At 51.2% G+C, this 14,772-nt stretch carries 15 protein-coding genes and 1 pseudogene; 2 read left to right on the forward strand and 14 right to left on the reverse strand.

The window, feature by feature from the left end; translation table 11 throughout:
• Nucleotides 1–188: 188 nt before the first annotated feature.
• A complete protein-coding gene (locus ACQ4M4_RS04195) occupies nucleotides 189–800 on the reverse strand; it encodes a cupin (RefSeq protein WP_430683213.1) in 612 nt (203 codons plus the stop codon).
• A gap of 364 nt (nucleotides 801–1,164) precedes the next feature.
• Between ACQ4M4_RS04195 and ACQ4M4_RS04200 the strand changes: the two genes are divergently transcribed.
• Both ACQ4M4_RS04200 and ACQ4M4_RS04205 read left to right on the forward strand, forming a co-directional pair.
• Nucleotides 1,165–1,770, forward strand: coding sequence for a TlpA family protein disulfide reductase (locus ACQ4M4_RS04200; protein ID WP_430683214.1), 606 nt, complete (start codon nucleotides 1,165–1,167; stop codon nucleotides 1,768–1,770).
• Between the two features lie 89 nt (nucleotides 1,771–1,859).
• A complete protein-coding gene (locus ACQ4M4_RS04205) occupies nucleotides 1,860–2,720 on the forward strand; it encodes a cytochrome c biogenesis CcdA family protein (protein ID WP_430683215.1) in 861 nt (286 codons plus the stop codon).
• A gap of 144 nt (nucleotides 2,721–2,864) precedes the next feature.
• Here the strand turns inward: ACQ4M4_RS04205 and blaOXA are convergent.
• From blaOXA to ACQ4M4_RS04270, 13 genes and pseudogenes are all read right to left on the reverse strand, one after another.
• Nucleotides 2,865–3,602: pseudogene (gene blaOXA, locus ACQ4M4_RS04210) on the reverse strand (class D beta-lactamase); the annotation flags it as partial.
• A 280-nt stretch (nucleotides 3,603–3,882) separates the two neighbouring features.
• Nucleotides 3,883–4,284, reverse strand: a complete 402-nt coding sequence (locus tag ACQ4M4_RS04215; RefSeq protein ID WP_430683216.1) for a RidA family protein — start codon at nucleotides 4,282–4,284, stop codon at nucleotides 3,883–3,885.
• A 140-nt stretch (nucleotides 4,285–4,424) separates the two neighbouring features.
• Nucleotides 4,425–5,261 carry an alpha/beta fold hydrolase gene (locus tag ACQ4M4_RS04220; RefSeq protein ID WP_430683217.1) on the reverse strand — a complete coding sequence of 279 codons (837 nt, stop codon included), beginning with the start codon at nucleotides 5,259–5,261 and terminating at the stop codon, nucleotides 4,425–4,427.
• Nucleotides 5,262–5,377: 116 nt separating this feature from the next.
• Nucleotides 5,378–6,271, reverse strand: a complete 894-nt coding sequence (locus ACQ4M4_RS04225; RefSeq protein ID WP_430683218.1) for an AraC family transcriptional regulator — start codon at nucleotides 6,269–6,271, stop codon at nucleotides 5,378–5,380.
• Between the two features lie 367 nt (nucleotides 6,272–6,638).
• A complete protein-coding gene (locus ACQ4M4_RS04230) occupies nucleotides 6,639–7,253 on the reverse strand; it encodes a hypothetical protein (RefSeq protein WP_430683219.1) in 615 nt (204 codons plus the stop codon).
• Nucleotides 7,254–7,432: 179 nt separating this feature from the next.
• Nucleotides 7,433–8,296: an SDR family oxidoreductase gene (locus ACQ4M4_RS04235; RefSeq protein ID WP_430683220.1), complete on the reverse strand. Its 864-nt coding sequence runs from the start codon at nucleotides 8,294–8,296 to the stop codon at nucleotides 7,433–7,435.
• Nucleotides 8,297–8,431: 135 nt separating this feature from the next.
• The gene (locus tag ACQ4M4_RS04240; protein ID WP_430683221.1) at nucleotides 8,432–8,779 is read right to left on the reverse strand and encodes a hypothetical protein; all 348 of its coding nucleotides are present in this window, start codon (nucleotides 8,777–8,779) and stop codon (nucleotides 8,432–8,434) included.
• A gap of 545 nt (nucleotides 8,780–9,324) precedes the next feature.
• Nucleotides 9,325–10,221, reverse strand: coding sequence for a beta/gamma crystallin-related protein (locus tag ACQ4M4_RS04245; RefSeq protein ID WP_430683222.1), 897 nt, complete (start codon nucleotides 10,219–10,221; stop codon nucleotides 9,325–9,327).
• Nucleotides 10,222–10,374: 153 nt separating this feature from the next.
• Nucleotides 10,375–10,746 (reverse strand): hypothetical protein, encoded by a 372-nt coding sequence (locus tag ACQ4M4_RS04250; RefSeq protein WP_430683223.1) that lies wholly within the window; start codon nucleotides 10,744–10,746, stop codon nucleotides 10,375–10,377.
• 20 nt (nucleotides 10,747–10,766) lie between these two features.
• Nucleotides 10,767–11,054 (reverse strand): hypothetical protein, encoded by a 288-nt coding sequence (locus ACQ4M4_RS04255; RefSeq protein WP_430683224.1) that lies wholly within the window; start codon nucleotides 11,052–11,054, stop codon nucleotides 10,767–10,769.
• 71 nt (nucleotides 11,055–11,125) lie between these two features.
• A complete protein-coding gene (locus ACQ4M4_RS04260) occupies nucleotides 11,126–11,806 on the reverse strand; it encodes a stage II sporulation protein M (RefSeq protein WP_430683225.1) in 681 nt (226 codons plus the stop codon).
• 261 nt (nucleotides 11,807–12,067) lie between these two features.
• Nucleotides 12,068–13,837: a CocE/NonD family hydrolase gene (locus tag ACQ4M4_RS04265; RefSeq protein ID WP_430683226.1), complete on the reverse strand. Its 1,770-nt coding sequence runs from the start codon at nucleotides 13,835–13,837 to the stop codon at nucleotides 12,068–12,070.
• 177 nt (nucleotides 13,838–14,014) lie between these two features.
• Nucleotides 14,015–14,755, reverse strand: a complete 741-nt coding sequence (locus ACQ4M4_RS04270; protein ID WP_430683227.1) for a CPBP family intramembrane glutamic endopeptidase — start codon at nucleotides 14,753–14,755, stop codon at nucleotides 14,015–14,017.
• Nucleotides 14,756–14,772 lie beyond the last annotated feature (17 nt).

A 14,772-nucleotide genomic window follows, 5' to 3' on the forward strand; every position in this document is an offset into this window, starting at 1 on the left:
ATCGGCGAGTAATCATGTGGGGTAAATGGCGCATCAGAAACCGCCTTCAACAAAAATATCTAAAAAAACCTGAGTTTTGGATAAGCTGAAGTGCCCATTTTTGCGTGCGCGTTGCGCACGCAAAAATGGGCTTTTCTGAAGTTTGCGCGGCGCGCAAACTTCAGAAAAGCCCTTAACCGAAACTGACGTTAAAAAACATGGGCGGTATTGTGCTTGAGATCAAATTCAAACCGTTGATCATAGTCTGTTTCACCATACACATTAAAGCTAATGGTCGGTTGCTCCCCAAGGGCTTCTACCTGATGAATTGCATTGGGCATCAGGCAGAGAATGTCGCCAGGAGATAGGAGGCGATCGCCCACTTGCTCAATTCGATCCGGAAATTCTGGCGTTGGGGAACGCTGCCAGAACGTATTGTTCTCCTGTCCACTGAGGAGGGCAACCACCCCCCAACTGGCATGGTTATGAATCGGCGATCGAACACCCGGTGCCCAGGCTACCAATTGCACCGTGAGTGGGAAAAACGGTTCATCATACAGCATGGATACTTCCCATCCCGTTGCCGGATCAGGATGGAGGGGCACGATCTGCAACCAGGAAGAACTGGTCAACAGTTTGCGAACCAGTGGACAAATGGACTGAAGCCGCAATCGATCGTCGGCAACCGTGGTGAGAATGTCTTCCAAATCGGTCAAGAATCGATAGAGTCGGTAAGGTTGGTTCAACATCTCAGGTGGGCTGATGAATTCCCACGCTTCACATTGCCCCTCATTGGTCACAAACCAGTCTTGTTCTGTCATCGGCTTTCCTCCTAATACATAAGCTCCAGGATTTAGGTGATTGTTTGCTGATGGTTAGATGAATTTTTGCTGAAAATGCAATCTTGATTCGAGTCACGCCGTGCTGCCTTCTCCAACTCAACCAATTCTCAGGTTTTATTTCATATCCATCTAATTTTCATCTGCCACTCATTTTGCCGGGATTTACTGTCAGTGTTGACCCGTCGAGTGAGTGGAATCCCTACCGCACAGGACTTACGCATTTATGTTGTGGGTGGCACCCACAACATAAATACACCAGATTTAGTGGACTTGCGTAAGTCCATCCGCAGCTTGAGCGTTAAGGATCGTGGGCAGACTTTAAGTTATTCAAAGGAAAATCAACATGCAGATTCGTTATTTTGCGACGCTTGCCGTCATTTCAATCTTGAGTTTTGGCGCGATCGCAGGGTGTTCTGGCTCCAACACCTCTCAAGCCCCCGCCAGCCCAACCGCTGAAGTGGAAACCAACCCCTGTGCATCAAAAGCGAATCCTTGCGCTGCTAAGGCGAATCCTTGTGCAGCAAAAACGAATCCCTGTGCGTCAAAAGCAAATCCCTGTGCTGCCAAAGCAAATCCCTGTGCTGCCAAAGCAAAATCTGTGGGTGCACCTCTCGCGCAAGAACTTCAGGGCAAACCCGTTGTTGTTGATGTATACGCAACCTGGTGTCCCGCTTGCAAAAACATTGCTCCCACTGTGGCACAACTGAAAAAAGACTATGAGGGCAAAGTGCATTTTGTGGTGTTGGATGTCACTGATCAATCAACTGTCAGTCAATCTGAAGCAACAGCAGCACAACTCGGACTCAGCCAATTTCTAGAAGCCAATAAAGCTCAAACCGGGTCGTTAACCATTATCGACCCAGCCACGGGCACAATTTTGGCACAGTATCGCAATAATACGAATCTTGCTGATTACCAAACAGTTCTGGACAATGCCTTGACTCAATAGGCTGGTGAGATCGTTATGCACAAACAGGGGGATGCGATCGCCCATCCCCTTGACTAGGAAACAACCATTTCGTGAAGCTCAGAAACGATATGACTCACCCACCTCAATCTTCAAATGAGGACATGCCTGTTCGCCCGCTAGTTCGGTTCAAAAACTCTAAAAAATGGCTGATTTACTTGGGCTTAGGCGTTCTAGCGCTGGTGCTGGTGCTCACCCTGGGACCTATGCTGAGCTATCCAATCGAGCGAGGAATTTCGATTGTCGAAAACCGTTATCAACAATGGTTTGATCAGCAGGACGCGACAAATCCCGTAGTGCTATTGCCCCTGGCATTTATCGGCGGGGTACTTGCCAGTGTATCGCCCTGCATTTTGGCACTGTTGCCCGTCAACCTCAGCTACATTGGCACCTTAAATATCAAATCTCGGTGGGATGCATTCACCAAAGCGGGCTTGTTTGTGTTGGGAGCCATCACAATTTTGAGCCTGTTTGGCTTAGCTTCCTCCTTTGCCGGAGCTGTCATGGTCGAGTATCGGGGCTACATCAATATCGTCGTGGGTTTGATTATGGGAGTCATGGGGCTGTGGTTGATGGGAATCGTCAAACTCCCCCTGCCTCAGATCAACGTAAATCTCCCCCAAGCTGGCCCCTATGGTGTGGGATTAACCTTTGCCCTTGTGAGTTCTCCCTGCGCTAGCCCGGTTCTGTTTGCAGTGCTGGCGGCGGCCGCTGCGACAGGCTCTCAAGTTCTCGGCACCTTAACCATGGTTAGCTATGCCCTCGGTTACACTATCTTGATTTTTCTAGCAAGTTTGTTTACCGCCTTAGCAAAACAAAGTAAGCAATTGTTGAAACATTCCGAGGGCATTATTCGTTTCGGCAGTGTGGCGCTGATGATCACAGGCTGCTACTACCTAATTCAGGGTACGCAGTGGTTTATGGGAGATTAGTTCTACAACGGTACTTTTTCCAATGCGTTGGGTAGATGACGATGAAGCCTTCGCTGTCAGCCAAGCGGTTGAACTAAGGTTCTGTCGTCTACAAATGTCCATTGCATGTCGTCGGTGCCGGACAACAAAAAATTTTCATCCTTGCTACTCTGCGTGACGCTCGACATTCGGTAATGCGTCAATAGACTGCAGGATAGCGCGTGTAATTTCCTCTCTTTTATAGAGGTCGTCTAGTCGGTTTGGCGTATCTATATTAAGAGCGAAGAACACGGGGCCTGTTGGCCACTCGACCCACCCTACCCACCAGCCCAAGCGCCCATCCCAGCCAGTTTTAGCACGTAGAATCCAATTCCGCTCTGCTTCAACAATCATAATGTCCTTGACTAATCGTTGGTGTGCAACACTGAACGGCAATTCGTTCCGATACAACTTTTGTAGAAAATAAATTTGCTCTTGTGCAGAGATTGCTAACGCTCCATCAATCCAATACGGCCCTCCGCTAGTGCTTGGGTCTGCGTTTCCGTAGTCAATTTGCGTTAGATACTCTCTTGCTTTCGCTTCTCCAATTTCGCTAGCAAAAATTTCGTAAACCCAAACGGCTGAGTTTCGCATGGCTGAGCGCAAAGTTTGATCCTGATTGTGTGGGGCGAAATCCCTCTCCACTCCATCCCACTCAAAAACTTGAAATTCATCCCGAACAACACCAGCATCAAGCGCAAAGAGAGAATGCGGAATCTTAAACGTTGATGCTGGTGAATAAGCTCTGTCAGCACGTTCCTGGTCGTAGACCCATAGCCGCTGAATATCTCCACGCTGATCCAATACCACGATAGTTCCTTGAGCCTCAGCGCTGTCAAAGAACCCAGCCCAATCCGAGCGTTCTTGCCTGTCTACATCGTCTAAGGATTTGTCATCTATGGCAGTCGAATGACTTATCTTTGGCTGCTGTGCAATCTGCGGAGTAGATAGTCTATTACCAAGCTTTGCTGAGATAGGCGAAGTAAGCAGTATCCCCGCATTACCTATGGCCAAAGAGACAAGTAAAAGAAAACGATGCTTCATGGTGCTATCTTGCTAGGATAAAAGTCTTCATTCTACACATAGGCGGCACTGCTGGCGATGCCGCTTATCCAACAGGACTTACGCAAGTCCATTCCAAAACTCATAGAACAATTGCAGTAACGCGGATTTCAATCCGCATCGTTGGCAGCCCAAGCGCTGCGACTCCTACCTGTGTCCAAATTGGGGCATGGTTGGGCATGTAATGACGATATAGCTTAACCATCACCTCGTTAACCTCCGGAGGCAACCCGCCAGCATGGTAGGAATTGATATGGACAACATGCTCCCAACTTGCACCGGCAGTGGCTAAGGTTCGCTCTACGTTGCGAAACGCTTGAGCAATTTCGTCCGCAAGTGATTCGGGAATTTGCAGGTTATCATCCCAACCACCTTGACCTGATATCTCAACGCGATCGCCAATTTTTAGCGCTTGCGAGTAATGCAAGTTATTCAGCATGTATTCCCCATAACCGGGAGTGACAAAAAACTCGGGCTTATTCATAGTGTTCCTTTTTTTGGTCATTAATTCTTTTGATCTAGATGCTGAACATTCAGCCAATGCCAGCTAGCCACCAGGATCGGAACCTTGAACAGATTGAATTCACAATTTTTTCACCAGTCAGAAATGCAGCAGATTACTGACTATTTTTGCTGAAGAAAGTCCAGCAACATGGGATTGACCTGATCAGCGTGAGTCCAGTTGATGGCGTGCGGCCCGCCAGGGATAATCTTAAGCTGACTGTTTTTAATCAGTGCCGGGAGTCTTGCGGCGGTGGATTCAAGTGGCAAAATGCGATCGGCATCGCCATGAATGATCAGGGTGGGTATATCGATGCGCGGCAGATCATCGCGGAAATCGGTGAGCCAGGATGGGACACAATCCAAGGTTCCTTTAGCAGAGGCCCCGGCTGCTACATTCCAGCAGGCTTGAATGGCATAGTTGCTGATGCGTTCGCCCAGCAGCACATCCACATTAAAAAATTCTCTGAAAAATTCAGAAAAGTAAGCGGGGCGGTCTTTAACGATCGCTTTCATAATGCCATCGAAAACGCTCTGGTCAACGCCTTCAGGATTATCAGCGGTCTTCAGCAGGAAGGGCGGCACTGGAGCCATCAGCACGGCTTTTTGCACCCGCTTTGAGCCATAGTTGCCAAGATAGCGCGTGACTTCGCCGGTTCCCATAGAGAAGCCGACCAGCACCGCATCATGCAAGTCAAGCTTGGTCATCAGCGTGTTCAAATCGGCTGCAAAGGTATCGTAGTCATAGCCCAGCGAGGGCTGGCTGGAAGCACCAAATCCTCGGCGATCGTAGGTAATTACTCGATACCCCGCATTTAGCAGCACCAAAACCTGCTTTTCCCAGGAATGGCCGTTGAGGGGAAATCCATGAATGAGAACAATGGGTTGACCGGCCCCAAGATCTTCATAATAGATATCAATGGTTGCAGAATTTTCTTGACCAACAGTCACGTAAGGCATATTGACCTCCTAAGGAACATCGCAAAATGTTCTTATCTGATTTAACCGAAGTGTAGTGAGTTCTAATGCTCAGCTTCTTTCAGATTCTTAGGGTAAATTGTCAGATTCTTAAGGTATTAGCGAACCTGTTTCGGTGTTACTCCGGTGAGTCGCTTAAACTGTTGCGTCAGATGGCTTTGACTGGAGAAGCCGACTTGTAGAGCGATGTCGGCGATCGCCAAATCTGTTCCCTTCAACATTACTTCTGCCCGTTCCACTCGCTGTTTAATCACATACTGATGCGGCGAAATCCCCATTACTTTCTTAAACAGGCTTGCAAAGTAAGTCGGGCTGATGTTAACAACGCTTGCCAGTTCAGCCAAGGATAAATCTCGATTTAAATGAGCGTGGATGTAATCGATCGCCTGCTGCAACTGGGTATGAGTTAAGCGGTTGTTTGGTAATGCAATCGGTTTCGCTAGGGTCGAATAGCGTCGTAGTAAATGAATCACTAAAGCCTGAGTGAGTGATTCGATATATAACTGCCCCATCATCCCGCCTGATTTCAATTCAGCGAACATTAGCATGCCAATCTGATGAAGTTGCAAATCTTGCTGACCAAAACAATGCACGAGTTCAAACCGTTTTGAATCAACTTCAGAGGCTTCAGCAACGTGTTGAATCAATTCCGGCTTTAAGCAAATGTGCAGCGGAGCACAAATGACATCACTCATGTCTGGAGATTGACACCAATAGCTTGATTGTCCAGCTGGAACGAAGAGGCTGTCCCCTTTGTACAGAATGGATTCATGCAGGCGATCGTCGCGTTTTTGAACTAAAGGGGCAGGTTCTCCCGTGTGAAAGTAGAGCCAGTAATCGGATAAAGCAGGAAGTTCCATTTCAAATGCTGAAGCAGGGCTTTGACACTGCTCCACCAAAATGCCATTCCAGTTCATTTGGCGACTGGAGAGCATCAGCGTTTTATTCCACTGGCGGCTGAGATCGAGCGAGTTGAGTTGGTTGTTGGCCATAGAACTTGCTCTCACCGATTTCTCGCAGTTACAAAAATTGAAATTTTCTAAATCAACTATGGCACAAAAAAGCGTTTGCCAGTCAGGAAGTAAAGATAGCAACAAAAATGTTAGGCCCTATCTCTCCTTAGGCAGACTGTTTCAACTCAGTCAGGAGTCGATCATTCAGCAAGAATGTTTCCGTCTATTACCTCTATGCTATCAATTTTATTAGCTTGTACTTGTAAATGAGGCTTCTAGCCACGTCCGCATCGCCCGAAAGCTAATGCACACCTTAGATATAATTTTCTTGCGCTTACCCGGGGATAGCTTTCTTGTTCTCTGACACCTGAATCTCTCCTATGCATACCCGATGAAATACTTGGCCCTACCGCGCTTGATAACGCAACAGCCATTGCAGGAAAATTCCGGTAACGATACCGTAGCTTAGCCAGCCCGATCCATAGATCAATGCTGTTGGGAATGGATCTGGCAATAGCCCTGGCTGCAAAATGTACGCGACAGTTGAGCCACTTGCTCCTTCTAGCGCACCTCCTAAAGCGCTGACCAGAATCCACCCATGCGCTTTACGGACAAATCGCCTCAAAATCGGAAATTGAGCCGCGCCAAGAACAGCCAGTACAATCGGCTGTATGACCAAATTCATCCCAAAAATACGCCATATGCCCAGCGTAATTAGGAATGGAATAAGCGGGTCAAAAAGGCTTCCGTAATAACTCAGCAGCACTAGCCCAAAAGTCCATCCCAGTGCGCTAACCACTATCCACCAAAAGGCTTTAGGAATGTACTGGCGCAAAACGAGCCATTGGGCTGCGCCAATCAACAAACCTGTAAAAAATATGGTTGCTACAAGCTCAAAGCCTGATGCTTCCAGTGCTCCGACGATCGCCCCCGCGATTGTAGTAGCCAATGTCCACCAGAGCCACAGGCGAGGCGCAATCGCTAACTGTCGTGTTTCATCTTGCCATTCATGCTGCACCATACTGCTCATCCCAGAGTTGCACTTCAACTCGATATCTGTACTATTTGGCCTAGCCCGTGTGAGAACGGTTTTTATTAACCATCTTCACGCGATCGCCAATTTTTACCGCTTGCGAGTAATGCAAGTCACTATTTTTCAATATCAGGTTTGTTTCGGTGCAGCAGGCTGATTGGCTGCGTCTAGCCAAACATTGTTGCGTAGTCGCAGGCGAATGTCTTAAAACTGCGCGGCTCTTTACCAATTGCGTCCTGGATACCAGACGAAACCACTGCTGCCTCATTGCGTCGGTAATGCGCGTAATCCTCAATCAGCCCGTCTGCTTGCCAAGCTGGCATCCCCATGTTGAGCAGTTGATCGCGCATTGCTTCAGATGAAATATCGACGAATGCAATCTGACGATTGAGCGCAGCCGAGAGTTGTTTTGCCATCTCAGCATGAGTCAATGCCTGTGGTCCGGTGAGGTTGTAAATCTTTCCCTCATGCCCTGTTTCTGTTAGAGCAGCTACTGCAACTTCTGCAATATCGCGCACGTCTACCACGCTGACTTTTGCATCACCGATTGCTGCGTAGAAGGCGTTTTGGCTCGTGATTGTCGATTTAAAGCTTAATAAGCCCTGCATAAAGAGGTTGGGGCGCAAAAACGTGTACGTCATTCCTGATGCTTGAATTGCCGTTTCGACTGCGGCATGGTAACGCAAAAAGCGCACGGGCGAACGGGCATCGGCTGCAAATTGCGATAGTTTGACGATATGCTTGACATCACTCTGACGAGCCGCATCAACAAACGCGAGTTGTTGGGCTTCTGCGTGTTCTGTAGAGTTTGTTAAGAGAAAGGCGCGGTCTACTTCAATCAGCGCTTTCAACAAGGTCTCAGGGCGATCAAAGTTCCCCTCCACCACTTCAACATTCGGGAGTGCAATTTCCTTTGCTCGATCATGGTTACGAACCATGGCGCGGACTGGCACGTTCTGTGCTGCGAGTCGCTTGACAATCTCTGTACCGTTGCTCCCAGTTGCACCAGTGACTAAAATCTTCCGGTTCATTGGAAACCTCCTGATGGGTGTGTTGTAGTTAAGCTTTAAAGTTTTGTGAGCAGTGCTCACCCTATTGGCTGCGATCTTAAGCAGCTTCTGTCCATGTGCCTGTAGCGATACCAGAGTAAATTTGCTGCATCAGTTCTAAGCAGAAGGGCGGCACATCATAACACCTTCTTTTTGAGTGTTGGCATTGGGATTACTTCCCATCGCTCGAACGGTGATCGTAGGTTCATAACCGGGATAACAACGGATGAGAACCGTATCTTCGGCTCTGGTCACATACAGTACATAAACAGGTCTACCGCCTAAAACAGCCGGGACAAGATTAGGGGGAAGAGCGGCTGTTGCAATCAGCGTTGGATGATTTGAGGAGTCTAAATCTGGTATCTCAGATAGGGCAGGCTTTGCCCCAAAAGATTGTAAAAAAAACATCACCAATGCTGTAACTGTGACTAACAGGATAGAAACTTTAGAGAATCGCTCGAACATGGTTGATTTCACTCTTTTGTACTGTTGAAGTTAAATATGGATGCAGTTCTCCTCGGAGCAAAAATTAACGAACTGGAGCCAAATTTGCTGATTGGATGTGCCATGTTCGCTCCTTTGAAGTTGAGTCGAGAATATTATTGGCTCGTCGCAGCAAATAGCTCCCCTCAAATAATGTCCTGAGGTTCAGGTAGAGCCATAAAGATGGACTGTGGAGCGAACATAGACTTGGCTAGAGAATGCACGAATACTGAATCGAGACTATGAGCGATTGCCAGAGAATCATGAAGGCATGATTTATGTGGTGATGATTCGATTGATGCTACGAAGACTCGTCAAAAACAAGCGAAGGTGGAAGGTGGAAACCACTTAACAAGCGTTTAAAGAAAGTTTCTTGCCGCTTGCGAGTAATGCAATTCATTCAGCATGTATTCCCCATAGCCGCGGGTGACAAAAAACTTGAGCTTATTCATGGTGTTCCTTGTTCTATACTTGGGACAATTTTTGTGGGATAGCCGTCCCGGCTGTTCGGTCTCCAGCAATCGCGATCACTGGATGCGCTGAATCGAGCTGATGTTGTCTTGCAAGCCTAGACCGCTCAGGTCGCTGGAGCTGCCGAGGCCTAGGGTACGGCAGTTGCCTCGGTAGCCGACGTCTGAACACAGTCGCCAGGTGCCGCTTTGAATACGCACCGAGGAGATCTGATCGTTGAGCCCCCGAGGGATCAGGTTGTCGATCGAGTCAGAGACCGTGATGCTGCTACCACCGTAGTTAATGTCGAGATACACCGTGATCAAGCTACCGCTAGACCCACTACTGCCTGAGCTATCGCTGCTGACTAGCTGCATTGAGCTGATAGTGTCTTGCAGCCCCAGGGCGCTGAGGTTGCTGTAGCTGCCGGGGCCTAAGGTTTGGCACCTGCCCCGATAGTTTACGTCGGCGCACAGCTGCCAGTTGCCACCATCGATTTGAATCGACGAAATGGTGTCGTTGAGCCCGCGGGGGATGAAATTGTTAATGGAAGTGGTAAAGACGGCATTGCTACCGCTAAAGCCAGGGTCTGAATAGACGGTAATGCGGGGGCTAGCGCCGCCACCGACCGACGTCGTAGTGGTGGTTTCGGGCTGAATGGAGGTAATGGCATTGGTTAGCCCAAAGGAACCTAACGACGAGTAGTTGCCGGGGCTAAAGGTTTTGCAGTTGCCTCGGAAGCCAAAGTCAGAGCAGACTTGCCATGTGCCCGAGACCACAACCATTGATTCGGCGCGATCGTTAAAGCCCCGGTTGTTTAAGTCACGCACCCCAGAGGAAAACGATCGCTGTTCACCGCTAAAGTCAGGCCCATCAAATAGAATAATTTGGGTCGTTTGGGCGATCGCGCCGGGCTGAGCCAATAGGACACCCAGTATGCCAACCACTATCCACAGCCAAAATGTTTTTTTCATACTTGTATTTATCAACACTCCGGACAGTTTTTGGGGGCCAACGGCAGAATGAGAGTTTTAGCCCTCTTCCACAGTGGTCTAGTCAACGAAAGATCAGGGGTTTCAGCGCTTGCCCAGACAAATGTCCGGACTATTGTTGTTTTGATTTAGCTACTAATGTTCAGAATTCACTTGCCTGATAATCACAATGTTTTCAGCAAACCCTAGAACAATGATTAGCCGCGAAAACGCTCCTAAAAAAGCTTCCATCGCCCAGTTCTGACTCAGAACCTCCCAAATCATCCCAATAATAGTGAATCCAATCACCAACGAGGATAGGATGACCGATGAACTGCGGCTGCGATAGAAGCGGATTGTCTTCTCCCGCCAAAATGGATTGAAAATACAAGCGATGTAGGACACTCCTGCACTGATCAACAGGCTGGCTTGAAGACCCGAAGGCAGGTTTGGGTATCCAAACGCGATCGCCGTCAAACAAACTCCCAGCGCAAGATACAGGAAAGTAAACAAGGTAGATCGTTTCATTGTTTCTTCTCCGGTGACGCTTATTCTCGGTACCAAACCCGCACACATTGAAAGCAATTGATTGCAAGACCCTGACTGATCATTACTGGGTGGAAAGCATTACTGGTCGTCAATCCGTAGTCATCATCACTGGTGCCTTCAATCCGATCGGGTAAAACAACGGTTTCAACATTGATTACCTGGATCGTTGTACTTGCGATCCACTGATTGACAGCACTCACAACCTCCGAGAAAGATTCATACTCGGCAGGTCCGCCGAAGGGTCCTCGTTCAGTAATTCCGGGCGCAAAATCTTTGTACTTAATCATTTGATTCACCATCTAAAATTGCAGAGTTAACAATCGATTCAAGAAACCATCATGATTGGGTTTGTTTAGGGCTACAACAACCATTGGGTTAGCAGAGGAACCAGGTAGCGGAGCGAGAACGCCTCCCAGATCGCGCCGACGATGAACAGTGGGAGCGTGGCCAGGCTCAGCCAACCGAGCTGTTGCAGCCCACGAACATAACCCTGACGATGGTTTCGAGCACCGATGGTGGCGGGGCGAACCCAAGACCGACCCAGGATGTATGCGCCAAACATCAATAGGGCGTAGGCTTGGAGTTCGATGAGTATCGTTAGCGAGTGCGGGATTAGTGCCACCGCCATAATCTCGGTAGACGGGGCCATGGCTAACCCTAAAGTGAATGCTTTATACGCAAATAGGGCGATGCCAGTGAAGGGAACGATCAGCGAAGGGAGCACGATCCACAGTGCGCCGGTCATGATGTTGACTCCCAGGATGGTCGTCGAAAACAGCCAGGGGTTATTGAATAGGGATCGGACAAGATCTGCCGTTCCGTTCTCTTCCAGGGTGGCCGCCTGAGCTGCGCCCAGGTCGGGGAAGACCATCGCTGCTACCATCCCGGCGATGACTAAGCCATACACTATGGCGTTGATGATGAGGTAGGCGCGAAAATTGGCGCGAATGATCTGGAAGGGTTTGCGAAGTAAGCGGATGTGTCTTGCTTCATGATTCGGGTGAATAAGGCGCTTTGTGGCGATCGCTTTGCGAGACATATTTTTAGCTCCAATGTTTGGTGATAGATGTAGTGATGATTAAGAGTGAGAACCGCCGCGTAGAGCAGGGCTGTCGATGAGGCAAAACTCACGGGACAATTGCAGTCATGCAGATTGAAATCTGCATCGTTGGCAGTCCAGGCGCCGCGACTCCATCTGTGTCCAAATGGGGGCGTGGTTGGGCATGTAGTGGAGACATAGCCTGACCACTGCATCGTTAGCCTCCACGTGCATACAGCAAGCCCCAGCAGAGGATGTGTGTCAGCGGTCTTCCGTCGGTAGCGTGAAGCTCGGGGCACCAGGGGACATCTGCTCCGCATACGCCTGCCGGTAGATGTCCAGCCAGGGCGCGCGATCGCCAGAGATGACGGTGTCGTTGGCTGGGTCGTCCAGGGCAAGCTCGAGTCGGGCGTCGCTGACGGTAATTGTTTCAAGCGACGGTGTATCAATCCAGTCGTTGTCGGGGGCCAGAGAGGGCTGAATGGTGCCAATTTCGATGGCCAACGCGTGACCAGCCTGCAGCGTCCAGTCGGTTGATCTGAGGTCGAAGCTGATCGTGCCGGGTTTCACCACCGCCACCTGCCGGTTGAACGCAACGGCACTGCCGTCTGGGGCGACGTCGTACAGCTCAACCATGACGTTGCCGTGGCCCTCGGTATTCAGAGACACCTGCGGCGTACCAGTGATCCGAACCGACTGCCCAAGTGGCTCAGACCAGACGAAGAAGCGGTTGGGAGCCTCGGCTGCGGGGTCGGTGAGCAGGCCGTCGTCCAGGTACGACCCGCCGCCGAGCGCGATGGTGGCGGAGTACTCCACAACCGGCCAGGTGTCCTGGGCGCGCCAGGCACCGGTACTGTCCTGCACGACGTAGGCTGGGTAGTCCACGGTCGGTTCGATGCCCTTGAGGTGCTGATCGTAGAAGGACATTACCTCGTCGAACCAGTCCTCGCGGCCCATTTCCAGTTTCCCATCGGCAGTGCGCTCGTTGCCCCGGTAATGCTCCCAAGGGCCGAGCCAGCCGCGCTGCGGCCCCTGGTGGTTGGTGAGGAACTCCTCCACCGCCTCGGCTTCAGCCTTCCACTCAAGGAAACCCTGCGTGAACAATAGCGGAGTGTCGGTGCCCTGGGCGCGCGCTGCCAGGTTACGGAACTGCCAGAACTCCGAGTCCGGGTCAGCGTCCTGGTAGCCGAGCGAGTTCACCGGCAGGCACAGCGGGTTAACCTGCTCGTAGGCGGCATTGCTCCGGTAGCGCTCGTCGTCGTCGGGCAGCTGCGGCAAGATAGCAATCTCGTTATAGGTGCGCGACACATCCACGATGGTCGAGCGGGGGACGCCGTTCGACCAGGCGCTGCGGTGCAGATCCCAGATCGGCTCTTGGGCGACGACGGCTTTGAGCGCGTCCTGGTTGAGGTTGTTGCCAACTAAACCGGTGATGGCATCGTAGGACTTGCCATACATGCCGACGGCACCCGTAGACCAGGGCTGGCTCGCGGCCCAGGCGATCGCGGCCTTCACGTCGGCCTGCTCACCGGGACCCATGAAGTCTAGACATCCGGTGGAGCCGCCGAAGCCGCGCAGGTCAACCATCACCAGGGCGTAGCCGCGGTTGAATAGATCAGTGCCTTCGATCAGGTCGTTGAAGCGGTTCGAGGGGCCAGTGTGCGCGTGGTTTTCCAGTGCCTGTTGGCCGGAGTGCCCGAAGTACGCTCCCACCGACAGGATCACCGGCACCTGCTCGCCTGCGGCCAGTCCTTCCGGCAACAGAACGTCGGCGTGCAATTCAACGTCGGAGCCGTCTGAGGACGGAAAGTAGTGCTGCGTCCAGGCCGCGCCTTGGGGGACGCGGGCGTTCTCGGCGTACGTGACCGCTGTGTCGGCGGTAGCAACCCCAGCAGTCGCGATCGCCTCTGACGTGGCTGTGGGCTGCTGCGCCTCTGACTGTGTCAATGCGGCAGGTGCCCCAGCGAGGACAAGCAACATCACCGCTGTGCCTGTTAATAAGCGCCTGACGTAGGTCTTGGGAACGCGCATAATTCTCCTCCTGATGGAAGCTGTTGGTCTTGAGTCGTGCGTGAGTCGGTCACGATTTCGTGAACTGTTAGAAGAAATTTGAGACATGATGGTGAACGCTTTGCCGTCCAGCCCATCTGGCAAGGTGCCTGGGGCCACGATACCTGCGGCTACCCTGCCCGGTAGCCAGAAGATGCCTCAGCCGATGAGGGCTAGCACGGCATGAACTATCAGGTGGGCGATCATGGCGGTTTCTAGCCCGTAGCGCCAGAACAAATACCCCGCAACCCCTGCGAACAAAGCATTTTGGATGAGCAAATACCCTACTAGGACTGGGGTTAGCGGTAGTCCTAGGGCGATCGCAGCGGGCAAGTGGCCCGCAGCAAACATCAGGGAAGAGACGGCAATGGCGACAACCACCCATCGGGTCTGGGGTTTACCCTGGCGATGCTGCCCAAATCGCCAGCCCAGCCATAGCAGCAGCGTCATCAGTCCCCAGCGGATCAGAATTTCTTCGGTGATACCGCCGTAGAGAAATCGCACTAGCAGCGGCGTGGGCTCAGCCGCCTCAAAGGCTGGTGGCAGCAGCGGGCGAGACAGCAGGGTAATCACCGTCATTAGTGCGCCACTGATCAACCCACCCGCCACACCGGGCAACAGTTGAGGAACCATGGCTTTCCGCCACGATCGCCCCTCGGCCAGCGCCTCTGTCCCCGGTGCCATTAGCTCTAACCGATGGGCCAAGAGGACACCTATCAGCACCGCCACCGACACCAAAACCGCGGGCTGCACCAGCACCAGGAGCCTGACCACGGCGGCAGGCGGGGCACCCTCTGGGAGTGAGGGCAAGGGCAGCAACGCCAGGGATATCACCCCAGCCATGCCTGCCAACCACAGCAGCCCAAACAGTCGCAGCCTAGAGTTTTTATGCTTAACCATGGTTTTATCCTCTGCTG

Origin of the sequence: Leptolyngbya sp. AN02str (genome assembly GCF_050565595.1) — a bacterium.
GTDB lineage: Bacteria > Cyanobacteriota > Cyanobacteriia > Elainellales > Elainellaceae > Kaiparowitsia.